This window comes from Niabella drilacis (assembly GCF_900101395.1).
GTDB classification, from domain to species: Bacteria; Bacteroidota; Bacteroidia; order Chitinophagales; family Chitinophagaceae; genus Niabella; species Niabella drilacis.
This window is the reverse complement of sequence record NZ_FMZO01000003.1, coordinates 179,619-206,279: the sequence shown is the minus strand read 5'-3', so window position 1 is coordinate 206,279 and position 26,661 is coordinate 179,619. Positions and strand designations below refer to the sequence as shown.

At 46.8% G+C, this 26,661-nt stretch carries 24 protein-coding genes; 20 read left to right on the top strand and 4 right to left on the bottom strand.

What is annotated here, in order from left to right; translation table 11 throughout:
- Positions 1-371 precede the first annotated feature (371 nt).
- The 8 genes from BLS44_RS07090 to BLS44_RS07055 all read left to right on the top strand — a co-directional run bounded on the left by BLS44_RS07090 (position 372) and on the right by BLS44_RS07055 (position 10,354).
- A complete protein-coding gene (locus BLS44_RS07090; protein ID WP_176954342.1) occupies positions 372-1,247 on the top strand; it encodes a YicC/YloC family endoribonuclease in 876 nt (291 codons plus the stop codon).
- A gap of 139 nt (positions 1,248-1,386) precedes the next feature.
- The gene (locus BLS44_RS07085) at positions 1,387-1,863 is read left to right on the top strand and encodes a gliding motility lipoprotein GldH (protein ID WP_090389358.1); all 477 of its coding nucleotides are present in this window, start codon (positions 1,387-1,389) and stop codon (positions 1,861-1,863) included.
- 1 nt (position 1,864) lies between these two features.
- Positions 1,865-2,854 (top strand): sensor histidine kinase, encoded by a 990-nt coding sequence (locus tag BLS44_RS07080; protein ID WP_090389610.1) that lies wholly within the window; start codon positions 1,865-1,867, stop codon positions 2,852-2,854.
- Positions 2,855-2,878: 24 nt separating this feature from the next.
- Positions 2,879-3,586 carry a response regulator transcription factor gene (locus tag BLS44_RS07075; protein WP_090389357.1) on the top strand — a complete coding sequence of 236 codons (708 nt, stop codon included), beginning with the start codon at positions 2,879-2,881 and terminating at the stop codon, positions 3,584-3,586.
- Between the two features lie 16 nt (positions 3,587-3,602).
- The gene (locus tag BLS44_RS07070; protein WP_090389356.1) at positions 3,603-6,008 is read left to right on the top strand and encodes a hypothetical protein; all 2,406 of its coding nucleotides are present in this window, start codon (positions 3,603-3,605) and stop codon (positions 6,006-6,008) included.
- A 122-nt stretch (positions 6,009-6,130) separates the two neighbouring features.
- Positions 6,131-9,058: a serine hydrolase domain-containing protein gene (locus BLS44_RS07065; RefSeq protein WP_090389355.1), complete on the top strand. Its 2,928-nt coding sequence runs from the start codon at positions 6,131-6,133 to the stop codon at positions 9,056-9,058.
- 82 nt (positions 9,059-9,140) lie between these two features.
- Positions 9,141-9,656 carry a hypothetical protein gene (locus BLS44_RS07060; protein ID WP_245729130.1) on the top strand — a complete coding sequence of 172 codons (516 nt, stop codon included), beginning with the start codon at positions 9,141-9,143 and terminating at the stop codon, positions 9,654-9,656.
- 176 nt (positions 9,657-9,832) lie between these two features.
- Complete coding sequence (locus BLS44_RS07055; RefSeq protein WP_090389353.1) at positions 9,833-10,354, top strand: porin family protein; 522 nt, start codon at positions 9,833-9,835, stop codon at positions 10,352-10,354.
- Between the two features lie 6 nt (positions 10,355-10,360).
- Here BLS44_RS07055 and BLS44_RS07050 read toward each other — a convergent pair whose 3' ends face one another.
- Positions 10,361-11,245: a LytTR family DNA-binding domain-containing protein gene (locus BLS44_RS07050; protein ID WP_090389352.1), complete on the bottom strand. Its 885-nt coding sequence runs from the start codon at positions 11,243-11,245 to the stop codon at positions 10,361-10,363.
- Positions 11,246-11,480: 235 nt separating this feature from the next.
- Between BLS44_RS07050 and BLS44_RS07045 the strand changes: the two genes are divergently transcribed.
- The 6 genes from BLS44_RS07045 (at position 11,481) to BLS44_RS07020 (ending at position 18,837) form a co-directional block, all read left to right on the top strand.
- Complete coding sequence (locus BLS44_RS07045; protein WP_090389351.1) at positions 11,481-11,963, top strand: hypothetical protein; 483 nt, start codon at positions 11,481-11,483, stop codon at positions 11,961-11,963.
- A gap of 11 nt (positions 11,964-11,974) precedes the next feature.
- Positions 11,975-12,592 (top strand): hypothetical protein, encoded by a 618-nt coding sequence (locus BLS44_RS07040; protein ID WP_143019689.1) that lies wholly within the window; start codon positions 11,975-11,977, stop codon positions 12,590-12,592.
- Between the two features lie 110 nt (positions 12,593-12,702).
- On the top strand, positions 12,703-13,260 hold the full coding sequence (locus BLS44_RS07035; protein ID WP_218127707.1) for a hypothetical protein: 558 nt from the start codon (positions 12,703-12,705) through the stop codon (positions 13,258-13,260).
- The gene (locus BLS44_RS07030) at positions 13,235-13,714 is read left to right on the top strand and encodes a helix-turn-helix transcriptional regulator (RefSeq protein WP_090389348.1); all 480 of its coding nucleotides are present in this window, start codon (positions 13,235-13,237) and stop codon (positions 13,712-13,714) included. Before BLS44_RS07035 ends, BLS44_RS07030 begins: the two co-directional genes overlap by 26 nt.
- A 21-nt stretch (positions 13,715-13,735) precedes the next feature.
- The gene (locus BLS44_RS07025) at positions 13,736-14,938 is read left to right on the top strand and encodes a DUF2062 domain-containing protein (protein ID WP_245729129.1); all 1,203 of its coding nucleotides are present in this window, start codon (positions 13,736-13,738) and stop codon (positions 14,936-14,938) included.
- Between the two features lie 62 nt (positions 14,939-15,000).
- Entirely contained in the window at positions 15,001-18,837 is a 3,837-nt protein-coding gene (locus tag BLS44_RS07020; RefSeq protein ID WP_090389347.1) for a 1-acyl-sn-glycerol-3-phosphate acyltransferase, read from the top strand.
- Between the two features lie 292 nt (positions 18,838-19,129).
- Here BLS44_RS07020 and BLS44_RS07015 read toward each other — a convergent pair whose 3' ends face one another.
- A complete protein-coding gene (locus tag BLS44_RS07015) occupies positions 19,130-19,822 on the bottom strand; it encodes a zinc metalloprotease (protein WP_090389346.1) in 693 nt (230 codons plus the stop codon).
- A 260-nt stretch (positions 19,823-20,082) separates the two neighbouring features.
- Here BLS44_RS07015 and BLS44_RS07010 point away from each other — a divergent pair, with 260 nt between their 5' ends.
- The 6 genes from BLS44_RS07010 to BLS44_RS06985 are packed head-to-tail and all read left to right on the top strand — an operon-like array spanning position 20,083 to position 24,699.
- Positions 20,083-20,613 (top strand): hypothetical protein, encoded by a 531-nt coding sequence (locus BLS44_RS07010; protein WP_218127706.1) that lies wholly within the window; start codon positions 20,083-20,085, stop codon positions 20,611-20,613.
- On the top strand, positions 20,610-20,957 hold the full coding sequence (locus tag BLS44_RS07005; protein ID WP_090389345.1) for a hypothetical protein: 348 nt from the start codon (positions 20,610-20,612) through the stop codon (positions 20,955-20,957). The genes BLS44_RS07010 and BLS44_RS07005 overlap by 4 nt, the downstream gene beginning before the upstream one ends.
- On the top strand, positions 20,947-22,449 hold the full coding sequence (locus tag BLS44_RS07000) for a phytoene desaturase family protein (protein WP_090389344.1): 1,503 nt from the start codon (positions 20,947-20,949) through the stop codon (positions 22,447-22,449). The genes BLS44_RS07005 and BLS44_RS07000 overlap by 11 nt, the downstream gene beginning before the upstream one ends.
- A 20-nt stretch (positions 22,450-22,469) precedes the next feature.
- A complete protein-coding gene (locus tag BLS44_RS06995; RefSeq protein WP_090389343.1) occupies positions 22,470-22,697 on the top strand; it encodes a UPF0175 family protein in 228 nt (75 codons plus the stop codon).
- The gene (locus tag BLS44_RS06990; RefSeq protein WP_090389342.1) at positions 22,690-22,989 is read left to right on the top strand and encodes a PIN domain-containing protein; all 300 of its coding nucleotides are present in this window, start codon (positions 22,690-22,692) and stop codon (positions 22,987-22,989) included. The genes BLS44_RS06995 and BLS44_RS06990 overlap by 8 nt, the downstream gene beginning before the upstream one ends.
- A gap of 45 nt (positions 22,990-23,034) precedes the next feature.
- The gene (locus tag BLS44_RS06985; RefSeq protein WP_090389341.1) at positions 23,035-24,699 is read left to right on the top strand and encodes a C45 family autoproteolytic acyltransferase/hydrolase; all 1,665 of its coding nucleotides are present in this window, start codon (positions 23,035-23,037) and stop codon (positions 24,697-24,699) included.
- A gap of 17 nt (positions 24,700-24,716) precedes the next feature.
- Here the strand turns inward: BLS44_RS06985 and BLS44_RS06980 are convergent, their stop codons facing one another.
- Together BLS44_RS06980 and BLS44_RS06975 are read right to left on the bottom strand one after the other, a co-directional pair.
- Complete coding sequence (locus BLS44_RS06980) at positions 24,717-25,538, bottom strand: hypothetical protein (RefSeq protein ID WP_090389340.1); 822 nt, start codon at positions 25,536-25,538, stop codon at positions 24,717-24,719.
- A gap of 153 nt (positions 25,539-25,691) precedes the next feature.
- Positions 25,692-26,483, bottom strand: coding sequence for a M12 family metallopeptidase (locus BLS44_RS06975; protein ID WP_090389607.1), 792 nt, complete (start codon positions 26,481-26,483; stop codon positions 25,692-25,694).
- Positions 26,484-26,661 lie beyond the last annotated feature (178 nt).

Here is a 26,661-nt window from a genome sequence, read left to right as displayed (position 1 = left end):
ATATAAAAGAGGATCCCGCGAAACCCTGTATCCATCAATATTTCAGCGATTCGTTATATACACTTATGATGGTGCATCTGCTTAACGGTGTGTTGGCAGCCGGCAGGATCTGCTGTAAGCTGCGCCCTACATATCCACAAGCCATTTTAAAATGTGAATAAAATTTGTAGTAAATAATTTTTATATCGACAAAATAATAATTAATATTGTGGTGGGAAATTTTATTTCCCATACTTACTAACCCATCTTTATAAAATAATCCCTTCTTTTCGGAGGGATTTTTTTATACGCGGTACCGCTCCGCTGCCCTTCTCCCCTCTTTTTATTTCAGAAGAGATGCAACGAATATTTATCTTTACAAAAATCACTTTATGTTCAAATCAATGACAGGCTTTGGCCGCGCAGAAAAAACAATCGGTAATAAAACCTTCCTGGTAGATATAAAATCTTTAAACGGAAAACAATTTGACCTGTCATTGAGATTGCCGGCGCTCCTGAAATCGCAGGAGTTTAATATACGCAAAACACTGGCGGAGGGACTGAGCCGCGGCAGTGTGGAATGCAGCATCAGTTTAAAGGATACGGGAGATGCAAAACCGGTTACCATCAATACCGATCTTGCCAAAGCCTATTATCATTCGCTGGCTACCCTTTCCCGGGAACTGGATATCGACGCGTCCAATATCCTGAGCGCGCTGATCAAATTGCCGGAAGTGATCACGCCTACCAGTGAGACTTTGTCAGATGAAGATGCGGCTACTTTTACAGCCCTGTTAAAAGAGGCCATTGCCGACCTCAACCAGCACCGGCTTAATGAAGGCCGTATCCTGGAAGAGGAACTGACCGGGCGCATCCGCAATATTGAAAAACTTCAGACCGAAGTGGAGAAACTCGATCCTTCCCGCAAAGCTATGATCCGGGAAAATATTGTGAAGTTGCTCGAAGAAAAAGTAGGAAAGGAGAATTTTGACACGAACCGTCTCGAACAGGAACTGATCTATTATATCGAAAAAATTGATATTACCGAAGAACTGGTGCGGCTTAAAAACCACTGCGAATACTTTAAGCAAACCGCCCGGGAAGAAGCCGATAGTAAGGGAAAAAAACTTTCCTTTATCCTCCAGGAGGTAGGAAGGGAGATCAATACCACCGGTTCAAAGGCTTATCATGCTTCTATTCAGAAACTGGTGGTAATGATGAAAGATGAGCTGGAAAAAGCAAAGGAACAGGTGCTGAATGTCCTGTAGCCGCTCTTATCCATTTCTTTAACGTTCCTTCGTGCCTGAAGCCTTCCTGCGCCCCGGGGGCCGGGTCTAATTTCCTCTTCCGCGTTCCGGCGGCAATGTATGAACCGTATTAATAGTACATTTGCAAAAATGTGCCCAGATGAATCGGTTCGTTTATGTTTTACTTTTGATTTTGGTCAGCATCGTTTTGTCCTGCCGGCATATTGAGGTAACGGAGCGGGTTGCCGATATTCCCCGGCATGAGTGGAGCAAAAAAACACCGGCGGTAGTGGAAATGGATATAACAGATACCGCCACTTACGAGTTATACCTGCTGGTACGGCACACGCAGCAGTACCGGTATAACAATCTTGTTGCAAGGGTCGCCATCCAGGATACAGCCAGCCATACTTTGGCTTCCTTTAAAGTAAATGCATCGCTTGTAACGGCCTCCGGAAAATGGGCGGGCAATACTATTGACGATCTGTACGACCACCGGATCCGTTTACATACCCGTGTTGCACTAAAAAAGAACCGGTACCGGTTTTCCATCAGTCAGCTCATGAAAGACGATCCCCTGCCTTTTATCCTGAATGCGGGTATCGGCCTTCAAAAAATCACAGAAAAGCAACCGTAATATGGAACGAAAGCGGAAGCGGCATTCAAAAAAAGCAACGGTTATTTTTTATTTGCTGGTCGTTTATATACTGGCAGCGCTGGTATGGTGGTTCATTTCGCTGGAACAGCAGAACAACCGGCTTCACCGGTCAAAGATTGAACACCTGAAAGTTGCCGTTCCGGACACTACCACCACCCGCTACAAAGACCAGTTCTTCCGCATTAAGGATGAGTACCGGAGAAACCGTGTAAAATATGCCGGCGAAGGGATCGTGTTCCTCGGGCTGATCCTTGTAGGCGCGCTGTTTATTTACCGGTATATTACCCAGCAGACCCGGTTGCAGCAACAGCAGCAGAACTTTACCATGGCGGTGACCCATGAGTTAAAAACCCCTATTGCAGTAGCAACCCTTAACCTGGAGACCCTGTTAAAACACAACCTGGATGAAGGAAAGCGGCGGAAACTGATCGCAATGACACTTGAAGAAACAGCACGGCTTCATTTCCTTACCAGCAATATACTGGTATCCGCACAGCTGGAAGGCCAGGGCTCCAAGATCAATAAAGAGGAGCTGAACCTCTCCAACCTGCTTACCGATCGCGTTGCTGAATTCGAAAAACGGTTCCAGGATCGTCACTTTGAAGCGTGGATCGAGCCAGAGGCCGACATAAAAGGAGACCCCCTGCTGCTACAGATACTGATCAATAACCTTATAGAAAATGCACTAAAATACAGCCCCAAAGAAGGCTCCATTTCGATCCGTCTGAACAAACAGCCGCAACAGGTTGTTGTTTCCGTAACCGACGAAGGACCAGGCATTCCCGATGATGAAAAGAAGAAGATCTTTACGAAGTTTTATCGCATCGGCAACGAAGCCACCCGTAAAAAGCAGGGCACCGGACTGGGACTTTACTTATGTGATAAAATCGCCAAAGATCACAATGCAGACATTTCAGTGACAAATCATGACCCGAACGGAAGTACTTTTGCGGTTAAATTTCACACTTAGTAGTTCGATAAAAGACAACAAACTATGAACGGAGACAAAACGGCTACTATATTACTGGTAGAAGACGAAGAAAATCTTCACGAAGCATTAAAACTAAATCTTGAACTGGAGGGTTATGCGGTCACTTCGGCTTTTGACGGGGTGCAGGCAATAGAAGCGATAAAGAATGAATATTTCGACCTGGTCATATTAGACATTATGCTGCCGGAAATGGACGGGATTGCCGTTGCGGAAACCATTCGCCTGGGCAACAATGAAGTGCCGATCCTGATGCTGAGCGCCAAGAATACCAGTAACGACAAAGTACTGGGCCTGAAAAAAGGAGCGGATGACTATCTCACCAAACCCTTTAACCTGGAAGAACTATTGCTCCGGATACAAAAACTCATCAACAAAAACCAGAAACTGCAGGATAAAAGCACTGTCGGGAACTCCTATACCTTTGGCGATAATATCATTGACTTTAAAGCCCAGGAAGCTTTGACCAAATATGCCGGCAAGATCCAGCTGAGCAAGAAGGAAGCCATGCTCTTAAAACTTCTTATCGAAAATAAGAACGAGGTAGTACCCCGTGAAAAGATCCTGCAGGCAGTATGGGGTTATAATGTTTATCCTACCACCCGCACGATCGACAATTTCATCCTTAATTTCAGAAAATATTTTGAAAAGGACAGCCGCAATCCCAAATTTTTTCATTCGGTAAGAGGGGTGGGGTATAAGTATACGGAATAGTTTTTTATATTGTGGTATGCTCCGTTTTGCCACGATACTGCTTTTTCTTTTACTTCCGGTCCTGAATGCATCCGCCCAGGCACCACCGGATGTTGCGGCATTACTTCAAAACAAGCTGGATGCCTGCAATACCGGAAATCCCCGCCAGACACTGGTTGTTGTTACGGACAAGAATGTATATGCCAAAAATGAAATGCTTTGGTTTGCCAGCTATATTTTTTCAAATCCCGGGCTTATAAAAGATACGGCTTCAGTGCTGATCGCCACCTGGGTAGACGATGTAACCAATAAGGTGCTGCTGCAAAAGAAATTCCCCATCCAAAACGAATTTTCAAGCGGCAACTTCCTGGTTCCTGACAGTACCCTGCCCGGTGCGCATCATGTTATTTTCAGTACGAACCTGCTGCACCACAACAAGCCCATAGGGGAATACAGCCTGCCGGTTTCTGTTAAGACCAACTTAGCACTGAACTATACTACGGCACTTACATTATCCGACAGTTTGAATACAGGAGACAAAATCGGCGTAAGCATTGCCTTAATTCCCACCGTTTATAAACAGCTGATGCCGGGTGCAAAATTCACCTACCGGCTGAACGGACAAAAACCGAAACGCATCGAATTAAACAAATTAGGCAAGGGCATGATCTACATTGATAAAAAAGGGATCCGCCCGGGAAATAATACGCTGTACACCACCACTCATTTTAATGCTGAAGAATACGCGGCAAATATAAAGCTGCCGGCAACGCAAAAAAGCGAGGACACGCTTTCTATCCGATTCTATCCGGAAGGGGGCGACCTGGTATATGGCCTGGAAAGCCGCGTGGTATGCGAAGCCCGGGCTGCCGGCAGTCCGGTACCCGTTTCTTCCACGCTCCTGCAGGATGGGAATCCGCTCCGGCCCGTGTTCATCAACGCTGATGGAAAAGGCGATTTTATCCTCCGGCCCAAAAAGGGCTCCCACTATTCCCTGCAAGCCTCCTGGAAAAACAAAACCGATACTTTTGATCTCCCCGGTATATTGAATGATGGTGTCGTTATAAAAATACCCGCCGCCGTGGTCAATGATTCTATACAAATGGAAGTACAAAGCAATATGCCGCGCAATATCTCCATTACTATGCACAATGCCGCCATTGTCATTGGCACCCCGGAAATTGCAATAAAAAACGTTTCCAATATCCTGATCCCGATAAAAGAAATGAGGGGCATTTATTCCATCACAATACTCGATGATAAAGCCCGTCCGCTGGCGGAACGGCTGATCTTTGCCCGGTACGATCAGAAAAACAAAGCAGACCTGTTCCTTAACAAAGAGCGCTTCAGCACCCGTGACAGTGTGCATGCCAGGCTGCAGATCACCGGTCCCGGCAATCAACCGGTGCCCTCCGCGGTAACGGTCAGCTGTGTGGCCGTAAACAGGATCGCCGCCGGCATGCGAAAAGATCTTGAAAGCGTTTACTATTTAGAGAACGAACTGGATGATATTTCCCTTTATAATCAACAAGGGCGGCTGATGGAGAATAAGCCCTTGCTGGAAGAAATGCTTTTGCTGAAAGGCTGGCGGCGTTATAAATGGCAGCAGCTGCAAAACACCGGCAGGGATACGGCAAAAATTGTAAGGACCGAAGTAAAGGGCCGGCTCTCCCGGTTTGAAAAAAAAGTAAAAAAACCGGAGCAGCTGGTACTCATCAAGGACGGCAAACTGGGTTTGGGCGATGCCGATGCGGAAGGTGTTTTCCTGCTGAACGAACGCGATCTGCTGGTCAAAGACGGAAGGAAACTATTTATAAAGGTAACGGGCGAAAACAAAGACGACTTCCAGTACCAGATTACCGATAGTCTGGTGAAGATCACCGCTGACGCAGCCCGCAACCGGGATTTTGGTTTCCCTGTCATTAAGAGCCAATCAGAACACGACGACCTTCTGGAGGATATGAATAAACAGGAAACAGGCAAGACCCTGGAAACGGTCGTTGTAAATTCCCGGAATAAATTTCAGGCCGAGGGCAGTAATGAATGTGGCGACTATGTTTGTCAGTACGGCATTCTGAACTGCATCAACCACCCTTATCCCTTTAAAAAGCCGGTAGTCGGGAACACCTACCCTACCAATGCAAACGGCATCAACCTTAATGTTGTATACAACGGCTGTAAAGACGGCCCCGTTATCAATACGGATTATCTGATTTACCAGGCCCGCGAATTCTATGGTATGGACAGCACCCTTCTGAAACAGGACACAGAAGAAATGATGAGTACCATTTACTGGAAGCCGCTGTTGTATACAGACGCGGCCGGGAAACTGGAGTTTTCCTTTTTTACGGCCGACCTGAAGGGTTCCTACCTGATCACCGTTCAGGGAATAACCGCCGGGGGAGGCCTGATCTTCGGGCAAAAATTACTGCATGTACAATAAGCAATTCTTACGGACAGGCGCCCCGCAAAAACCCGCAAATACAGTCCCAGCTTCAAATTTCCCCCTTTGCATGCCCAATTATCCTAAATTTGCAACCATCTGTAACTGAAAAATAGCAACGCATGAAAAATAAAAGATTGTATGCATTATGGATCCTGATCCTTTTCACATGCCAATCTATCAACGCCCAATACAACAGCAATCTTCCTGCAGACAAATGGGTAGACAGCGTTTATAAAAGCCTCAGCAAAGACCAGCGCATTGCCCAGCTGATCATTGTAAGAGCCCATTCCAATAAGGGAGCCGATCATGTGGCTGCGGTAGCCAATGATGTTAAAAACTACAATGTTGGAGCACTTTGTTTTTTCCAGGGTGGTCCCATCCGGCAGGCAAACCTTACCAACTATTACCAGCAGCTGGCCAAAACCCCCGTTATGATCACCATTGACGGTGAATACGGGCTGGGCATGCGTTTAGACAGTGTGATCAAATTTCCCTATCAAATGACCGTAGGTGCCGTAAACGATACAGCGCTGGCTTATGAAATGGGACTGGCCGTTGGCCGGCAGCATAAGCGTTTGGGAGTACATGTGAACTATGCGCCGGTGGTTGACATCAACAACAATCCCAATAACCCCGTGATCGGGTTCCGCTCTTTCGGGGAAGACAAGTATAAGGTAGCCCGTATGGGTGTGGCCTATATGCGGGGCATGCAGGATGCCGGCATCATGGCCAGCGCCAAACATTTTCCGGGGCACGGGGATGTAGCAGTAGACTCGCACCTGGACCTCCCGGTGATCAATAAGACCGTAGACCAGCTGCAGGAACTGGAACTATATCCTTTTAAAGAACTCATCAAAGCCGGGGTGCAAAGTGTGATGGTCGGACACCTGTTTGTTCCCTCTATTGATAATACTCCGCACCGGGCCACCTCCATCTCAAAGAACGCGGTTACCGGTCTATTGCGGAATCAGCTCGGTTTTAAAGGACTTACTTTTACTGATGCACTGGAAATGCAGGGCGTTGCCAAATATTTTCCCGGGGGCACTATTGCCGTGGAAGCCCTGATAGCCGGCAATGATATGCTTTGCCTTCCCGAAAGTGTTCCCGGTACCATTAAGGCTGTTAATGAGGCTATCAAAAAGAAACGGCTGAGCTGGAACGATATTGAAATGAAAGTAAAAAAAGTGTTGCTGGCAAAATATCGATTGGGTCTTAACAAGTTGTCGCCCATAAGCACCGGCAACCTTACAGAGGACCTCAATGCTGCAACCAACGAGGTACGTGAAAAAATAGCACGCCAGGCCCTCACTGTAGTACAGCTGGTTAACCCCGATGGTTTCAGGAACGAGTTCTTCGGACGGCCGCTTACCGGTAAGCGGGTCGCTTATATAGGATTTAACAATGATGGCTCTACGGTGCTTGCGCAACGGCTGAAGCAGGATTTTAATGCCGATGTGTATTATATCCGGTACAAGGATGCAGTAGGAAAGGGAGGTACTGTTGTTAAAAAAGTGTTAGAGGGCAAATATGATGCGGTGATCCTCGGCTTTCATGATGTGGCACTGCGCAAAGGCGGCAGCAACTACGGCATTTCGCAAAATGCCCTTCAGAACTGGCAGCGCCTGAACCAGAACAATGCGGTAACCCTTGTTTTCGGAAATCCCCTTTCGTTAGGAAATTTTTGCATGGCTAAATCCCTGGTGGCGGCCTATGAAGACGATGCCGTTTTCCAGGATGTGGCGGCAGACTGGCTGGCCTCCAGATTCAATGCGGCAGGCACCTTACCCGTTACTGTTTGCACCTGGAAATATGGGACCGGCATTATCCAGAAAGGCACCGAGGTAAGCTATATGCAGCCCATCGGGGATGCACGGTTTGCAGCCATCGATTCCATCGCAGAGGAAGGCATTAAAAAAAAGGCCTATCCAGGCTGCGTGGTTTTAGCCGCCAAAGACGGGCAGATCGTTTACCACAAAGCCTTTGGGAACTACGAGTACGATCCCACACACCCCACGGCCCTTAACAGTATTTTTGACCTGGCCTCCGTTACAAAAATTTCGGCCACCACCGTCTCTGTTATGAAGCTGTATGAAGAAGGAAAGATCGATCTCAAAAAAAAACTGGCCGATTACCTTCCCTGGACGAAAAAGACCGATAAAGCAAAGCTTACGCTGGAAGATATCATCCTGCACCAGGCAGGAATGGTCCCTTTTATCCCCTTTTATAAAGCAACGCTAAACCCCGATGGAACCGTGCGGCCGGAGCTGTACCGGAGCTCATCAACGGAAGGCTTTACCACCCAGGTAGCCCGGGACCTATATATCCGGAACGACTACAGGGACACCATCTGGAAAACGATCCTGGAAAGCCCGGTAGTACCGCCCGGCAAAAAATATGTATACAGCGATAATGATTTCTGGTTCCTGGGTAAAATAGTAGAAGCCATTACAAAAATGCCCCTGGAAGTATATGTGCAAAAAACGTTCTACGAGCCGTTGCACATGACCACCACCGGCTACCACCCGCTGGAGCGTTTTCCGCTGGACCGCATTATGCCCACCGAAAAGGAAACCGGTTTTCGCAACCAGCTTATACAGGGCACGGTACATGATGAAGGCGCTGCACTGGGCGGTGGTGTGGCCGGACATGCGGGGTTGTTTTCTGATGCCTACGACCTGGGAAAACTCTATCAGATGCTGCTGAACGGCGGCGAACTAAACGGACGGCGCTTTCTCAAATGGGAAACCATCCAGTACTTTATTGGCTATCACAGTTCCATCAGCCGCAGAGGTTATGGGTTTGACAAGCCCGAAAAAGATAATGCCACCAGCAGCGACCCTTACCCCGCAAAATACGCATCCCCGCAAACCTATGGTCATACAGGATTTACCGGCACCTGTGTATGGGTAGATCCCAAATACAATATGGTGTACATATTTCTCTCCAACCGGGTATACCCCACACGCAACAGTCCGGGTCTCAGCCGGTTAAGCATCCGCAGGGATATACTGGACACTTTATACAGGGAACTGATTCCCAACCTCTGATTTTTCGTTTTGTAAAAACAGGCCGTCAATAAACTGCTTTGGTATGTTTATTGATAACTCGTTCCTGTTAAATCTCGTACAAATGAAAAAAATATGCATTCTGGCCGCGGTCATTGCTGCCGTAACCGTTACACACGCACAATCCGGTTACCGGCAGGCTATTGGTGCCCGCGTGAGTACCCATACTGAATATGAAGCCTTTGCCGCTTCTTATAAATTCTTTGTTTCCAGACCCGGGGCCATCGAACTGAACCTGGGCTTCGGCGATCAGCGTTACTGGTATTATAACGAGCGAAAGAATGCCCCCAGTGTTAGTTTTTCAGGCACTTACCAGCACCATTTCCCTATCAGGCCGGTTCCGGGGTTGAAATGGTTCATCGGAGGCGGTATGGTATTTTTTAATACCAGCTCCAAGCTGGACCGCTATGACGGCTTTGGTGTAGGCATTTATCCAACAGGAGGGGTCGATTACAAGTTTGCAAAGATCCCCCTGAATCTTTCGGCTGACTTCCGCCCTACCCTTCACATTACGGCTCCGGATGCCTACAATACATTCCACGGGCATGATGTGGGAATCGCAGCCCGTTATACGTTCTAAAACGGGATGAAATTTTAAGGGACTGACCGCCCTTTCTGCACTCCTGCATGACTGTTTTTTTGATGCTCCTGTATATTATCCATTGAATAAGCGGAAGGATGCAATATCCGGGAGCTCTTTTCTAAAAAAAAGTACCTTTGTATTCCTCTGGCAGTATACTTCTAAACCCAGTTCTCATGAAACAACTCTTTCTCTGTATTGCAGTATTTACAGTTATAACTTCGCTCCATGCCCAGGACAAAAGCGGCAAAGCTATCGGCCTGAGGATCAGCTCCCATGTAGACTATGCCACGCTGGCGGTCTCCTACAAATTTTATATCTCTGAACCGGGTGCTATTGAACTCGATGCGGGATTTGGACAAAGGAACCGTTATTCCATCTATGATGGTAAATACTGGAACACAACAGGGGTCAGTCTTTCCGGTGCCTACCAGCATCATTTTAAGATCAGCAGCGTTGAAGGGCTCAAATGGTTCCTCGGCGGAGGATTGCTCGTATTCAACTCCTTTTCCAAACAGCGCTACTACGATGGCTTTGGTGCCGGGCTCTTTGCAACCGGGGGGGCGGATTACCAGTTCAGCAACATTCCCTTAAATCTATCTGCAGATTTCCGGCCGGTACTGCATATTGCCGCGCCTTCCGGCTTTGGCACCCTGCATGCGCATACTTTTGGGATCGCAGCACGATACAATTTCTAAAGTAACTCAGCTCCTTCCGGCAAGTATTTTTTTAAAGGCCGGCACACTGGACCGCGCCACCACAACCGGGCCCAGGCCGGGATGCAATAGGACCTGGTAGCCGGCAGCATTGCCCTGCACCTGTGTTACTTTATCCAGGTTGATGATGAATGACCGGTGGCAGCGAAACAACGGGCTGATATGTGCATTGGCCTGTGCAAAATCATTCAGGGTACTGCGCAGGGTATATTGTTGCAGCCGGTTGTTCAGGCACACCTGCAGCACCAGGTTATTGCCCTTTGATTCCGCAAACAGGAAATCATCTATGGCTATAGAATGATCCAGTTTGGGAATACTTAAATATCCCGCCGCCGTTTGTGCCACCACCTGCCCGTTGCTTTGAGCCTGCAGCGCTTTCAGCTGTTCATTAAACGCCGCCACCTCCTTCAAATGATGCTTCAGCAAATAATTGTGCCTCCCGAAAGTGGCAATAATATAAGGTAAGATACCAATGGCAATGGCCAGGAAAAAAGAGTTGCCAAAACTTGCATCTTCAGGCCGGAGCGTTCCCCGCAGATGGTTGATCAGCCAGATCGTAAGCCCGATGCTGAAAAACTGGTAGGCCATTACGATAAGCTCCTTACCTAATGTCCATTTATCCGGCCGGAACCAGTTATGAAATACCAGCAGCCACACTGCATTCAGACTCATCGTTAAAAAAGCCCCCCCGGCATATACGGCAGCAGTGATATAAGGATTTCCTGCAATATTCCGTTCCCCGATCTTAAAGGGCTGTAAAATACTTAATATGAGAAAAACGATCAATACGATGCCCAGCACCGTGCGAAAATAAATACGCAGGTTTCCGTATCCCGGGTGTGGTTGTTTTAACGTATGGATCAGCCGGTTCAAAAAAAGCTGTTTACCAACGAAAATAATATTTTTTATAACGGGAGATGCCCCTGCCTTTCAAAACACCCTTGAAATTCGTCACATTGACCTTGCGGCTGGTCACCATTCCTTGTTATCTGTCACAAGCCCTTGTTATCCATGCACAAAACAGCAGATCCCTCATTTTCTATCCTATTATTGCAAAGCCATCAGCCGGTCAGGAACCGGCACGTTTACAAACCTTAAGAATGAAAACATGAAAAAAATCACTTACCTGTTGACCCTTACAGTACTTGCCACTACCCTGCCCAGCTGTTATAAGGACAGACAGGAGACCCATCTGCCGGATCAAATAATCGGTCTGTGGACACAGACCTCCTTTCATTACAAGGCCTATAAAGGATCAGCAATTATTGAAGAATATACCGAAGCCGCCAGTGAGGACAAAGAGATCACCATCCTGTTTTATAAAAACGGAACTTTTGAAACCTATGAGCGCAACCGGGAAGATGGCAGGTGGGTGATCACCGAACAGGCAAAGGGTACCTGCCGGTACCTGCCGGACACAGGAGCCCTTATCATGGAGGATATAGAAAACGGGGAACATTCCGAAGCAAATGTGCTAACGCTTACCAGCCAGCAGCTGACCATTTCACAATCCACATCGCCGGCATCCAACAACCCGGAGGCGGACAGGGAAACGTTTACATCCGATTTTAAAAGGGGTCCCCTGCAATAAATACACCTGCTATGCAAAAACAAATATGCCTCTTTATCTTATTGGCCGTTGCTAACATGACCATTGCTCAAACCACGAAAAGAACGGTCCCTTACCGGCAGGCTTTAGGCGTAAGGGCCAATGTGCTGGGAACAAAAGCCTATGACTTTCTTTCGGGATCTTACAAACTGTTTTTTTCGCCCCGTTCGGCTATTGAACTAAACGCGGGTATTTCCTATGAAGAATATGTCTTAAGAAATGAGCAGGAAAACTTTGAGGGGGTGCAGGTTTACCAGCCATTTTTCGGCGCCCTCTCCTACCAGCTGCACATTCCCATGAAAGGAGGGCTCAGTTTCATCATCGGAGCGGAGGGGCATGTCCGGTTCCTGAAAGATGATCTTCCCAATTACCCGGGTACGGCTCCGCCACCTAATGATCCTTATACAAAAACGTTTGAAAATGCCAAAACGCAGGCTTCCCTGGGATTGGGGCCGGTAGGCGGTTTCGATTTCAAATCTCCGAAGGCCCCGGTCAACATTACCCTCGACCACCGGCCGGCGTTTTTAAACGTCAACCGTCAATTTGATGGTGAAGTAGAGCTGCTGAATATCGCCCTGGCAGTACGGTACACTTTTGGACCCCGCCGGTAAGCACGGTCCCTGGCACCGGCTCCCATTTATGACTGTTCGTCTCCCTCCGGCAGTACGGCCGCCTGATTTTATCTTTTAAAATTATACAATTTGTATAATTTTTTGTATCTTTGAGGCAATTAAACCTTATGCGGGTTTCCATTATCAGGATTGAAGATAAAAGATGGGTAAATGCACGTATCGAATCGCCATCGCATCTCGCTTTGACCTCATTAAATGAAGGCTGGCGGTTTAATTTTAAAAAAAATACACTTAAGGAAAAATTACAAACTTTTGTACTGATCTGCGAGGAAACGCCCGATATTATTGAAGGGTGCCTTAGCTTTAAAATGAAAGATACCATTGAGCCTTACATGGCCTACGTAGAAATAGCGCCGCATAATAAAGGACGCCATAAGCGTTACGAACAGGTAGCGGGATGCCTCATTGCTTTTGCCTGTCGCCTTAGTTTTATACATGGTGCCGGAGCTTATAAAGGCTGGCTGGCTTTTGATGTATTCGAGGAGAACAAAGAGGATGAAATAAAGCTTATGGCTGTGTACTGCAAAAAATATGGAGCTGTAAAGTTTGGTGATACTACCATGTTAATTTCTCCCGAGGCAGGGGAACATCTCATAAACAAATACTTAAAAAATATAAATCATGAGCAAGGAAAGAAACGAAATTGAAATGACTCATGTCTGGAACAAGGAAAAAACAAATGCGCTGAAGGACTTTATTCTTTCACATTCAGAAAGGCAAAGCAAAGAGAGAAGGCTGAAAAATGAACTGCTAGCTATACAATACCAGATTGAGGATTATATTGAAGATAGAAGTACAGATAAAAACATAAAGATCCTCGATTTTGTAAAAATGTACCTGGCAGTGTTCGAAATCACGCAAAAAAAGCTGGCGAACCTGTTTGAAATGCAGGACAGTAACTTGCATAAATATCTGACAGGAGAACGCCGGCTAAATACAGATGTGCTGCTCAAGCTGAGTTCTTTTTCACATACGGAGCCGGAATACTGGCTGCGGATAGAGATAAAGAATGAACTGTTTGAAATAACCCGGGAAAAAAACATGATCAGCGCGTATAAAAAATACAATTACCAAAATTTATTAGCTACCGAAATACAATAGAAGTTTTACTTTTGCCCCTTCGTGAAATTGGATCATTCAATTATACCTGCTGATATTTCAGAGCGCTTTTCCATACTGGGTGTATGTGTGCTGATCCCTACTTATAATAATGCCGCCAGCATTGAACAGGTGATCACTGATGTGCTTCGTTATACCGGGCAGGTGATCGTTATCAATGATGGCTCTACAGATGCCACACCGGCGATCCTGGAAAAATTTCCGCAGGTAACGGTGGCAGCCTATTCTCCCAATAAGGGAAAGGGTATGGCCCTGCGCACCGGATTTAAAAAAGCCATGGAGCTGGGCTACCGGTATGCCATCACCATCGACTCGGACGGGCAGCATTTTGCAAAAGACCTGCCGCTCTTCCTCGATGCACTGGAAACCGGGGGACCCGCATTGATCATGGGCAGCCGGAACATGGCCACTGCAGACAATGTGCCTGGCAAAAGCAGCTTCGGGCATAAATTCTCCAATTTCTGGTTCAGGGTAGAAACCGGGATCGACTGCCCGGATACCCAGACAGGCTACCGGCTTTACCCCCTTGAGCCCATCAGCAGGATGCAGCTGTTTACCCGGAAATACGAACTGGAAATTGAGGTGATCGTGCGCCTGGCCTGGACTGGTGTACCGGTAACCTCCGTTCCCATTACCGTTTATTATCCTCCAAAAGAAGAGCGCATCACGCATTTCCGGCCTTTTAAAGATTTCAGCCGCATCAGCGTACTGAATACGGTATTGGTACTGATCACCTTCTTATATATAAAGCCCCGCAATTTTTTCCGGCGGTTTACAAAAAAAAACTGGCAGCAGGAGCTGAAGCGGCTCCTGCTGAATCCTGGTGAAACCACGGTTACCAAGGCTAATTCCATGGCTTTTGGAGCCTTTATGGGCATTGTACCCATCTGGGGATTCCAGCTGCTGGTGGGTATTCCCGCGGCGCACTGGATGCGGCTGAACAAGGCCCTTTTTATCCTGGCAGCCAATATCAGCATCCCCCCCATGATCCCCCTGATCATTTTCCTTAGTTATAAAATGGGGAAACCCTGGATGGGCAGCCGCGCAGTGGATATCTCATTCAGCAAACAGCTCACTTTAAAATATATGGGTCAGAACCTGGAACAATACCTGTACGGAAGCATTACACTGGCCATTGTTGCAGCTATTCTTTTCTGGCTGCTCACTTTTTTACTGCTGAAAATCCCCCTAAAACAGAAAAGGTGAACGCCGCATAACACCGGAACCGCAACCGGCACGCATTCTTCAGTTATCTTTGCCGGCTAGATATGCAGAAAGTCTTTCTTACGATATACCAGTATTTTCTTACACGCAAACCGCTGCTGTATCTCCTTTTCGCAGGTACGCTTGGTTTGTTCCTGCTATTGGCCGGCCGGATAAGATTTGTTGAAGACGTATACGCCATCATTCCAAAGGATCAAAAAACAGAAAAGGTTGCCGAGGTCTTTGGCAATTCAAAATTTGCCGACAAGCTGGCGGTGATGGTGTCTTTAAAGGACACCACACAAACAGCCCCCGACAGCCTGGTGGCCTATGGCGATGCATTGGGTGCGGCCCTGGAACAATCTGCGGCGCCTTATATAAAAAACATCCGTTACCGGATCGAAGACGATTTTACCCTGGAACTGTTCCAGACCATACAGGAGCATCTTCCCGTTTTTCTTTCGGAAAAAGATTATGCGAAGATCGACACCCTTATCCAGCCTGCGGTTTTAAAGACCACACTTGAAAATGATATAAAATTACTGAGCAGTCCCGGTAGTTTTGCCATCAATGAGGTCATCAGCAGGGACCCCAGCGGCATTTCCTTTATCGCTTTAAAAAAACTGCAGGAGCTGCAGGTAGATGATAATTTTGAATTGTACGATAGTCATATCATTACCAAAGATCAAAAGACCCTCCTGCTGTTCATTACGCCCAATTTTACCGCAGGCAATACCGGCAGGAACAAACTGTTGTTTGAAGCACTGAACCGGGGCATTGATTCCCTCGGCAAAAACCACCCGCAGATCCGGACCCTTTATTTTGGGGGCGCCCTGGTTTCCGAAGGGAACGCGGCACAGCTAAAAAAGGATACGCAGTTAACGCTGAGCATCACCATCCTGTTCCTGATATTTTTTATCAGCATCTATTTTAAGAAGAAACGGGCCCCGGTGCTGATCCTGGTACCCGTGGTCTATGGAGCAGCGTTTGCGCTGGGCTTCATCGCGCTGATCAAAGGCAGTATTTCCATTATTGCATTGGGGACCGGCTCTATCGTGCTGGGCATTGTGGTTAACTATTCATTGCACGTGTTCAACCATTACCGCCATACCGGCGATATGCGCCAGGTGATCAAAGACCTTGCCTTCCCGCTCACCATCGGCAGCTTTACCACCATTGCCGGCTTCCTGACGCTGCAGTTCGCCACCTCGGATATGCTAAAAGACCTGGGATTATTTGCCGGACTAAGCCTGATCGGAGCAGTATTGTGCTCTCTTGTTTTTTTACCGCATTTTATTGGTGGTACAGCAGCAGGCCCTGCACAAAAACACTCCTGGATCGACCGGATCGCATCCGTTCGCCTGGAATCGAACAAATGGCTGGTGGGATTGATCATGCTGCTCACCATAGTATTTGCGTTCTTCGCCGGTAAGGTACAGTTTGAGCCGGACATGATGCAGCTGAATTATATGTCGAAGGAGCTGAAACAGGCAGAGCAAAAGCTGAATGCCATCAGCGGGGCCGCGCTAAAGTCGGTATACCTGGTGACCGAAGGCGGCAACCTGGATGAAGCCCTGGTAAAAAGCGAGCGCCTGCAAACAGACATTGACAGATTCCGGGCCGAAGGAAAGATCAGCAGCGCGGGAGGCGTATCATCCCTTTTTATGTCTGACTCCCTGCAACGCGCACGCATCGCCCGATGGAATGTTTACTGGACAGCAGATAAAAAAGCGCAGCTGCTATCCGACATTAAGACCCAGGGATTCGCCCTGGGCTTTAAACCCGGTGCCTTTCAGCATTTTGAACAGCTGCTTGCCACCTCCTTTGAAACCCTGGATCCTGCACAGCTTTCGGGTATCCGTAAAAGTTACCTGGACGATTATATTACCGAAACGCCCGGCCGCGCTTCTGTGGTTACGGTGCTCAAAGTGCCCCAGGCGTTCCGGCAAGCCGTTGTAGACAGCCTCGAAGCCGGCAATGATGCTACCATACTGGACCGCCAGTACCTGACCAGCCGTTTAACACAAATGGTGAACCAGGATTTTAACCGCATTGCCTGGATCGTTTCCATACTCGTGGCGGTGGTGCTCTTCCTAACCTTCGGGCGGGTGGAGTTGATGTTGATGGCCTTTATCCCCATGTTCATCAGCTGGGTGTGGATCCTGGGCATTATGGGATTGGCAGGTATCAAATTCAATATCGTAAACATCATTGTATCGACCCTTATCTTTGGACTGGGTGATGATTACAGCTTGTTTGTGATGGACGGGCTGCTATCAGAATACAGGACCGGCAGAAAATTACTGGGCTCGTATAAATCATCGATCCTGATCTCCGCCATCACCACTATTGCCGGGCTGGGTGTGCTGGTATTTGCCAAACATCCCGCCCTGCAGTCCATTGCCTTTATATCCGTAACCGGCATTGTTTGCGTGGTATTGATGTCACAGATCTTAATTCCCTTCCTGTTCCATCTTTTTATAAAAAGCCGGGTAAAAAAACAGTTCCATCCCTGGACCCTGTGGAGCTGGCACCGGTCGTCCTTTTCCTTTGTTTATTTCGCTTCTACCAGTGTGCTGCTGACCATCGTTGGCCTTTTCCTGGTGCGGCTCAACCCTTTTAACAAGGAAAAAGGGAAATACAGCTATCATGTATTGTTGTCCAACTTCTGCATGTCGGTACTGTACATTATGGGCAATTTCCGTAAAAAGATCAACAATCCCCTGCGCGAAACCTTTAAAACACCGGCAGTAGTGATCGCGAACCACCAGTCTTTTCTGGATATCTTAAAAATGGCAATGCTCAACCCCCGCCTGATCCTGTTAACCAACCGGTGGGTATGGAAATCGCCGGTATTTGGCTGGGCCATCCGTATGGCCGATTTTTACCCGGTGGCCAACGGTATTGAGAACAGTGTGCCATTGTTGAAAACGCTTACCGACAAAGGCTACTCCATTGTCGTATTCCCCGAAGGGACCCGTAGTACCCGCCCGCCCATGAAACGCTTTCATAAAGGCGCTTTTTACCTGGCAGAAAAACTGCAGCTGGATATTGTGCCGGTGCTGTTGCATGGCCTGGGTTATACCATGACCAAGGGTGATTACCTGTTAAAGAACGGCCCCATCACCGCACAATACCTGCCAAGGATCAAGGCAGATGATACAAGCTGGGGCGTCAATTACCAGGAACGGACCAAATCCGTTTCCAACTATTTTAAAGCGCAGCATACCCAGCTGACGAAAGAACTGGAACAGCCTAAATATTTTAAGGAACATTTGTTCTTTAACTACATCTATAAGGGCCCGGTACTGGAATGGTATTTAAAAATAAAACTGCGGCTGGAAAACTATTACCAGCAATTTCATGAACTGATGCCCGCGGATGGGCGCATCCTGGACCTGGGCTGCGGTTACGGGTTTATGTGTTATATTTTATACTGGAGCAGCCAGGAAAAACGCAGGATTACGGGCGTGGATTACGATGAGGATAAGATCGAAACGGCCAGCCATTGCTTTAGCAAAACGGATGACCTGCAGTTTATTCATGCCGACATCAGCCGTTTTGTTTTTGAGCAGTATGACGGCATCGTGATCAGTGATGTGCTGCATTACCTGCAACCGGAGCAGCAGGTAGCCGTTATAGAAAACGCCATTCAGAGCCTGTTACCGGGTGGTATCCTGGTGATCCGCGACGGGGACAGGGATCTGAAGGAAAAACACAAAGGCACCAGACTGACCGAGTTTTTCTCTACCAAAGTATTCTCCTTTAACAAAACAGTGAACGGGCTGCATTTTCTTTCCGGGCAAATGATCAAAGATCTGGCAGATAAACATGGGCTTTCTTTTGAACGGGTCGATCATACGAAGTATACATCGAATGTGATCTGGGTGTTGCGGAAATAAAAAAATACAATTAATTGCTAATCAATAAAATAATAAAAATCGTTTCAATTCAATTATATTTATCCTTGTAAATTTAATATTTCATGTTAAATTTACAAGGATGATCAAGCGCAACTCCGTACCCAAACTATCCAAAGGTTTTTATATTGCCTGTGATGATATTCAAGCGGATAAACGGTTTGTAGTTTATGCCGGCAGGGATCAGTTTCCATTAGGCCGGGACGTAATGGCAATACCACTACCACGGTTAATGAACGAATTGTTAGCACGCTGACAGAAACGTCCGGGATCCTTAACGTATAAACGGGTTTCCGTTTAGTAGCTGTATATCGCTGGCCGGCAATATACAATTGGGGTAAATGGTATATCCCGTCCACATTAACGCATTTGGATCCTGGCTGGCGGGATGCGGAAGCCCCAGCGCGTGTCCCAGCTCATGACCGGCCCCGCCGATCCACCGGGAAACCGGCTCTTTCATTTTACCCGTCAGTCCCAAAAGGTCGTTTTCCGGCATAGCTGTAAAACGGAGGGCTCCGGCACCTGTTTTGCCCTGTGCGTCCACATAAACAAAATAGGTGTATTTATTTTCATCGTAGGAAGCACCCAATAATGCTTTTACATCATTTTTTGCATTGGTGTAAAAATAAAAATCGCGGTTATCACCACTGCCGCTGTTCTGCTGATCAAACCAGCCGGCCGGGTGGCTGCTCTTCAGGGTTTCCACCTCCTGTGTATTTAACCGGAAGGTTTTGCCGTTATTCAACTTGCCCGCATACCAGTTTTTCAGATCGGCAGCACAATGCAGAACGGCTTTTACATAGTCTGCATTTAATGCTTTATCCGATGGCACTACATAAACAACTCTTACAGTAAGCGGTTCCGCATTGTGATTGGGCCCGGTGATCTTAACGGTAACAGCATCATCTTTTTTACAGGCAGTAAATAACACCAATAAGAAGCAAGCGAGCGAAAAGAATAATTTCATGAGTTAGGTTTTCATTGTTTAAAAATAAGGATTCCCTTCTTAAAACCGGGACCAAACACAGGGCAAACAGAACAAATGCATCCTAATGATCAAACAAATAATCCCGTTTTCCTATGCTCCGTAAGCGTAATTTTACATGGGCTAATTATTGTGATTAGGCAGGTATATTAATTAATATTATTTATTTTTATATACTATAAATAAGTTATTTTTATTATTTTATGACTTTTGTTCGCTGTTTGCAAACAGCGAACAAGTAAATGCAGTTACTTTGCATCATGAAGTCACACAATGGCATGCGTCCACAGGACATTGTTGTCTTATTAAAAATACGATCGCTCGACCAGGCCCAATGGCGGTACAGAGATCTGGCATTATCCCTGTTCTTAAGCATTTCGGAGGTTTCCGAGTCGCTAACCAGGAGCCATAGGGCGGGTCTTATTGATGAGAGCCGGAGAAAGGTATTTCGGAAATCATTGATGGAATTTATCGAGTACGGACTGCAATATGTATTTCCCCAACAACCAGGAACAATGGTTATAGGCATTCCCACCGCGCATTCCCATCCCGCATTTAAAGCTCATTTTACAACAGAGACCCATTATGTATGGCCCGATGACGATGGCAGCATCCGGGGCCTGTCCATTACCCCGTTATATAAAGGCGCACCAAAAGCCGCTTTACAGGACAGCGTCCTTCATTTAATGCTTGCCGCGATTGACATCATACGGGTTGGACAGACAAGAGAATTAAAGTTTGCATTGAATACATTATATGACATTATCCTATGAGTGATCAGACGAACATCGCAAGAATTGCTGCCGTATTTACTGCCCTGGAGGAACTAAGCAATCATGTTGTATTTGTAGGTGGGGCCACGGTATCCTTATACAAAGACCGCCCGGCTTCTGAAACAAGAGTTACAGATGATGTGGATACAGTAGTGGACCTGGCAGGTTATACCGGGTTTGCAGTCATTGAAGATCAATTGCGTAAAAAAGGATTCGTAAACGATTATATCTACGAATGGGTAAGTTCCCATCTGGATTTTAGCGAACAGAAAAGAGTTGGTTTTATTATCGCCGGCTTAACCGTTTTTATTAACTTACCCGGGAATAATACCCATGCAGTTTGACGTTATCATCATCGGAAGCGGCCTCGGCGGCCTTTTATGCGGCAGCATCCTGGGTAAGCAAGGGCTAAGGGTTTGCGTGGTCGAAAAGAACAAACAGCTGGGCGGCAACCTGCAGACCTTTGCGCGGAACAAACAACTCTTCGATACCGGTGTGCATTATATCGGCGGGCTCAGTAAAGGTCAGAATCTGTACCAGGTATTGAAATATGCCGGTATCATAGACCAGCTGCGACTCGAAAAAATGGAGGAAGCCTTTGATCATATCCTGCTGGAAGGTGACCCGAAGGCATACGTTCAGAGCCAGGGTTATGATGCCTTTATCAACAACCTGGCGGCTGATTTTCCGGAGGATCGGGAGGCCATTATCCGCTACTGTGCGCTGGTAAAAGAAGTATGCAGCAAATTCCCGCTCTATCATTTAACCAACGATGATGCATCGGCTAAAGACGAAGTACTGGGCTTAAGCGCACAGGAAACCATTGCGGCGATCACCCCCAACCTCAAATTACAGGCCGTGCTGGCCGGCAATAACCTGCTTTATTCCGGCGTTGCAGGCAAGACCCCTTTTCATGTGCATGCGCTGATCGTGAACAGCTATATCGAAAGCAGCTGGAAATGCGTGGATGGCGGCTCGCAGATCGCCAAACTGCTGGCGGCGGTAATAAAAAAACAGGGCGGAACGGTCCTGCGCAATTGCGAAGTGAAAAAGATCGTGGAATCCGGCGGCGCGGTTTCCCATATTGAAACGGAAGCAGGAACGGACATCAGCGCCCGCTATTTTATTTCCAACATCAACCCCGCAGCTACACTACACATTACCGATGCTGCATTGTTAAAAAATGTATACCGCAAACGGATCACCGGGCTATCGAATACGGTTGCATCTTTTTCGCTGCATCTTGTTTTAAAACCGCGATCCGTTCCTTACCAAAACCACAATTACTATTTTCATAAAGAAGGGCATTTATGGAATATGAATGATTATACGGATACCAATTGGCCGCTGGGTTACGGGCTGTATTTTACTCCGGACCGGAAGGATCCCCGTTATGCCGCTACAGTTTCCATCCTTACCCCTATGTGGTTCCGGGACGTAGAACAATGGAAGGACACTTATAACCGCGTAGGAAAGGAAACGGAACGCGGGGAGGATTATGAAGCCTTTAAAAAACGGAAAACAGATCAATTGCTGGCGCTGGTGCAGGAGCGGTTCCCGCAGATCACTGAAAATATCCAACACAGCTACGCCGCCACCCCCCTTACCAACCGGGATTATATCGGTCTGGAAGACGGGTCGATGTACGGCATTCAAAAAGATTATAACAATCCCCTGCAAACCATCATCAGTCCGCGTACCAAAATTCCCAACCTGTTTTTAACAGGCCAAAGTCTCAATTTGCACGGAATTTTAGGAACTTCGCTTTCCGCAGTACTGACCTGTACCTTGCTGCTCAAGGCTCCTACACTGGTGGATAAAATAAGGAATGCTTAAAAAAGTAGTACCTTTGCTGCATGAAAGTTTTAACGCTGAACATACCGGACAATGTAGACGTTGACAACCATCAACTTGCTATGCTGGTAGCAGGCCGGCTCTATGAAACGGGCAAGCTTTCATTGGGGCAGGCTGCTGAAGTTGCAGGGTTAACAAAAAGGGCTTTTGCAGAGCTATTAGGCAGCTACGATGTCCCGATCTTTAACTTCCCAGCCTCAGACCTTTCAAGAGATGTAGCGAATGCCTAAAACAATTATCTCGGACACCAGCTGTTTCATTATTCTGAACAATATTGGCGAGCTTGGACTTTTACAAAAAGTCTATGGACATATTGCTGCAACGCCGGAAATAGCAATAGAGTATGGCGACCCATTTCCTGAATGGGTAGAGATTCTTGTTGTAAAAGATACCTATCGGCAACAGCTCCTGGAAATGCAGGTTGATAAAGGCGAATCGAGTGCAATTGCAAAAATAAAACAAACCAATTTTCGCTTATCGGCGGAAATTGAATTTCACGCATTGAAAGCTGCAAACGAGTAAACAAGATTTCGGTCTTAGTGTTTGTATACCGTAACTAAATACAGGATGAAGAAACGATTTTTACGAAGGTTATTACGGGTACTGGCAGTCATAGTGCTACTGTTCGGTTTATTATTTGCCTACCTGGTATGGGTTTCCGATATTCCAGCGCCTAAAATAAAAGATACGGCAGCTTTACAATTACAACGGCAACAACCTGATACCGGTTTATACACCATCGGTAACAGCTGGTTCCGCAAAAGCAATTCCGGTTTGTATGAATTGTATGTGGAAGGCGCTCCGTTTGAACGGGGGGTCATCAACGGCAAACTGAGTAAGGAGCTTGTGCAATTGCAGGAAGATTATTTCAGCGCGCAGATCAACAAAATGGTGCCTTCCAAATTTTACCGGCATTTTTTAAAATACTTTATTGGTTTTTTTAACCGGAAGTTGCCGGATTATGTAGCGGAAGAATACAAAGAAGAGATCTATGGCGTTTCCCGGTCAGCTTCTGATAACTATGGCTATATCGGCGACAAATACCAGCGTATCCTCAATTATCACTCAGCACATGATATCGGTCATGCCCTGCAAAACCTGGCCCTGGTGGGTTGCACTTCCTTTGGCACCTGGGGCGCGGCCTCGGCAGACAGCACCATGATCATTGGCCGCAATTTTGATTTTTATGTTGGGGACGACTTTGCAAAAAACAAGATCATTGAGTTTGTAAACCCTTCCTCCGGCTATAAATTTATGAGCGTTACCTGGGGCGGGTTTACCGGAGTGGTTTCGGGTATGAACGAGCAGGGGCTAACCGTTACCATCAATGCCGCCAAGAGTAGTTATCCTACCGGTGCCGCTACCCCCGTTTCGCTGGTAGCACGCGAGATCGTTCAGTACGCAAAAAATATCAGCGAAGCCATTGCTATTGCCAATAGACGGAAGATGTTTGTATCGGAGTCTTTCCTGGTGGGTTCTGCAGCCGACAATAAAGCCGTGATCATTGAAAAAACACCGGATTCCCTGTCGGTTTATGATCCCAATAAAAACGCCATCCTTTGTACCAATCATTTCCAGAGCAGTGCGTTCTGGAACTCGGAGCCCAATAAGGAAATGCGTGAAAAAAGTTCTTCGGTGTATCGTTACAACCGGCTGAACCAGCTGTTAACGGCCAACGGAAAAAACTCCGTGCAAAAGACCATTGATATCCTCCGCGATTACAGGGGTATGAATAATGCTGATATCGGCCTGGGAAATGAAAAAGCGGTGAACCAGTTCATTGCACACCACTCGATCGTATTTGAGCCGCAAAAATTACGGGTATGGGTGTCCACTGCCCCCTGGCAATTAGGCCCCTATATTTGTTACGATCTTAAAAAGATCTTTGCCATGCGTGGTATGAACAAAAATACGGAGGTCAATGAAGCGGCGCTTACCATTCCTGCGGATTCCCTGATCTATACCCCTCAATTTAAACGTTTTGAACAATTCCGGGCATACCGTGCAAAAATCGAGAATGGCGAACAAATAGATCCCGACAGCCTTGTGGCAGAAAATCCAACTTTTTACAACAGCTATATCATTGCCGGTGATTACTCCTATAAGCAAAAGGATTATAAAAAGGCGATCCCGTATTATCAAAAAGCATTAATGCTGGAAATTGCCAATCATGGTGAACGGGAACATGCCAAGTTGATGCTGAAAAAAGCACAGGAAAAATTACAGCAGTAACGGCCGTTGATACCCGGTCAAAATAAATAACTCAGCCCCGCTCCAAAAGCAGTGCCGGTGGTGGTCACCCAGTTCAGCCGGGTATCGATGGTGCTGCCATCGGTATAATAGGCCCTGTCCGTACCCTTCCAGGCATCACCATGCGTGATTTGATAGTACCCCATGACCCTTATTTTTTTCCAAAAGGTATATCCCATTTCTATGTTTCCGTCAACCTGGTAAGCATGGGTACGATGCCGGAAGCTAACCGTTTTTGCAAAATTCCCGATCAGGTTCCACAATGCATCAGCTTTATAATTTAAAAGACCACCAGAGCAATTCATCCGGATATCAAACCGGTTAAAAACTCCGATAGCATTTAAACCGGCCCTTCCCCCCATCCAGGTTGTTTTATAGGAACTATGCAAGTCCTTTTCTTTTTCTTCATCGCCAAGCAATAAGGCTTCTTGTTTTTTTAATGTATACCCTATAAAAGGGCGGATCTGAAAGTCCGCAAGGATTCCAATATTATAATTTACCGCCGCATCAATCAACACATCCCTTCCCCCGCTGTTAAACTGTTCATTATAATAGTTATCCTGACGGTGATCGCCTGCATAATCGCGGTCGGTCACTCTTCCCTGTTGGATACTATGGTAGCCGGCATTTAGTTCAATCCCCAAACGGTTCTTAAAATAATAACGTATTCCTCCATTCCATAAGGGGCCCCGCAACCGGCTCCATACCAGCTCAGACAAAATATCCGGATCTTCCCCATCGATATTTCCTGCTATAGACCAATGCAGGTCCGACCTGCCATAACCGGCCGCAACCCGGATCTCGTTCCTTTGTGCCTTCACACAAAAAGCTGTACTACACAGTAAAAACAGGAGCAGGGAAATAATTTTGCGGCAATACATATAAAGATAAAATTACCTGTTTTTCTGTGTGGTTTAAAAAAGTACCCGGCAATAAGCATGCTGCCGGGTACTGCGGGCAACTCTTTTGGAGGATCATTTCGGATATACCGTACCAATAAAAGATTTATCAGTACCGGAGAGTACGGTATTCCAGCCTACGGAGAAGTTGCCAATGGTCAGCTCTTCCTCCACCGGATAGTGCATAATAGATGTTTGATCATATGCGCTGAAATTGGTTTCCGTGGTTGAATACTTTTGAAAAAGGTTCACATCCACCTGTTGTGTGGTCCAGCCCTGGGTTTGCCGGTAGTACTCATAAACCTTGGGCTTATCCCAGGGGACATCAGCCAGCGGATGCTGATGTTCGTGGATCATTCCCAATGCATGTCCAAATTCATGGATGGCCACCCGGCTGAATTCATCATCGGGGGTCGAATTATCGAACCACCCGAAGTTCATGGTAGCCTTACCTCCTTTTATCGCATAAGCGTCGGTGCCAATATAGGACCAGGAGCCACCGGGAGAAAAGGTTACCCGGATGGTCGCTTTCCGGTCGTTGGTAACAAAATTGAATTTTATGTTGGCATAGGTTTCCCATTGTCTGGCAAACTGTATGACCTTGTTCCTTACAAATGCAGTACCCCCATTCAGGCTTACCTTAAGGGTGGTTCCATTGGGCCACTGTTTGGCTTTGATGGTGGCGCCCCGTGCCGATGTTCCTTCGGGATAAAGTTCGGTACATACTTTCAGGTGCTGAAATTCCGGGGAGATCACAGCAACGGTTTCCGGCGTTTTTTCATTTTGTTCGTTCACGCCTTTCTTCTGACAGGCAGTAAAAGCGCTGCCTGCCAGAAGCAGCAACGCGGCAATTCTGATCTGTTTCATGATGGGTATTTGATTTGGTGAATAATGCCTATAGTAAATCAGCAGGGGCTTACTGCCAATTCCGGGCAAACGGATGCTTCCCGGTCTTTTCTCATGTAAAATGCTCACAAAAATTATTGTTACGGTTTAAACAATCTTTATATGCTGAAGGCCCTATAAATATACATTTAATCTTTTA

What these genes read in the sequence shown, in the direction of transcription:
- BLS44_RS07075 (WP_090389357.1), top strand. Translation starts at nt 2,879, where the DNA reads ATGAACGGAGACAAAACGGCTACTATATTACTGGTAGAAGACGAAGAA.
- BLS44_RS07045 (WP_090389351.1), top strand. Translation starts at nt 11,481, where the DNA reads ATGAAAAAAATCACTTACCTGTTGACCCTTACAGTACTTGCCACTACC.
- BLS44_RS06985 (WP_090389341.1), top strand. Translation starts at nt 23,035, where the DNA reads ATGAAGAAACGATTTTTACGAAGGTTATTACGGGTACTGGCAGTCATA.
- BLS44_RS07055 (WP_090389353.1), top strand. Translation starts at nt 9,833, where the DNA reads ATGAAACAACTCTTTCTCTGTATTGCAGTATTTACAGTTATAACTTCG.
- BLS44_RS07065 (WP_090389355.1), top strand. Translation starts at nt 6,131, where the DNA reads ATGAAAAATAAAAGATTGTATGCATTATGGATCCTGATCCTTTTCACA.
- BLS44_RS07005 (WP_090389345.1), top strand. Translation starts at nt 20,610, where the DNA reads ATGAGTGATCAGACGAACATCGCAAGAATTGCTGCCGTATTTACTGCC.
- BLS44_RS07060 (WP_245729130.1), top strand. Translation starts at nt 9,141, where the DNA reads ATGAAAAAAATATGCATTCTGGCCGCGGTCATTGCTGCCGTAACCGTT.
- BLS44_RS06975 (WP_090389607.1), bottom strand. Translation starts at nt 26,483, where the DNA reads ATGAAACAGATCAGAATTGCCGCGTTGCTGCTTCTGGCAGGCAGCGCT.
- BLS44_RS07080 (WP_090389610.1), top strand. Translation starts at nt 1,865, where the DNA reads ATGGAACGAAAGCGGAAGCGGCATTCAAAAAAAGCAACGGTTATTTTT.
- BLS44_RS06990 (WP_090389342.1), top strand. Translation starts at nt 22,690, where the DNA reads ATGCCTAAAACAATTATCTCGGACACCAGCTGTTTCATTATTCTGAAC.
- BLS44_RS07090 (WP_176954342.1), top strand. Translation starts at nt 372, where the DNA reads ATGTTCAAATCAATGACAGGCTTTGGCCGCGCAGAAAAAACAATCGGT.
- BLS44_RS07000 (WP_090389344.1), top strand. Translation starts at nt 20,947, where the DNA reads ATGCAGTTTGACGTTATCATCATCGGAAGCGGCCTCGGCGGCCTTTTA.
- BLS44_RS07010 (WP_218127706.1), top strand. Translation starts at nt 20,083, where the DNA reads ATGCAGTTACTTTGCATCATGAAGTCACACAATGGCATGCGTCCACAG.
- BLS44_RS06995 (WP_090389343.1), top strand. Translation starts at nt 22,470, where the DNA reads ATGAAAGTTTTAACGCTGAACATACCGGACAATGTAGACGTTGACAAC.
- BLS44_RS07015 (WP_090389346.1), bottom strand. Translation starts at nt 19,822, where the DNA reads ATGAAATTATTCTTTTCGCTCGCTTGCTTCTTATTGGTGTTATTTACT.
- BLS44_RS07085 (WP_090389358.1), top strand. Translation starts at nt 1,387, where the DNA reads ATGAATCGGTTCGTTTATGTTTTACTTTTGATTTTGGTCAGCATCGTT.
- BLS44_RS07040 (WP_143019689.1), top strand. Translation starts at nt 11,975, where the DNA reads ATGCAAAAACAAATATGCCTCTTTATCTTATTGGCCGTTGCTAACATG.
- BLS44_RS07070 (WP_090389356.1), top strand. Translation starts at nt 3,603, where the DNA reads ATGCTCCGTTTTGCCACGATACTGCTTTTTCTTTTACTTCCGGTCCTG.
- BLS44_RS07020 (WP_090389347.1), top strand. Translation starts at nt 15,001, where the DNA reads ATGCAGAAAGTCTTTCTTACGATATACCAGTATTTTCTTACACGCAAA.
- BLS44_RS07030 (WP_090389348.1), top strand. Translation starts at nt 13,235, where the DNA reads ATGAGCAAGGAAAGAAACGAAATTGAAATGACTCATGTCTGGAACAAG.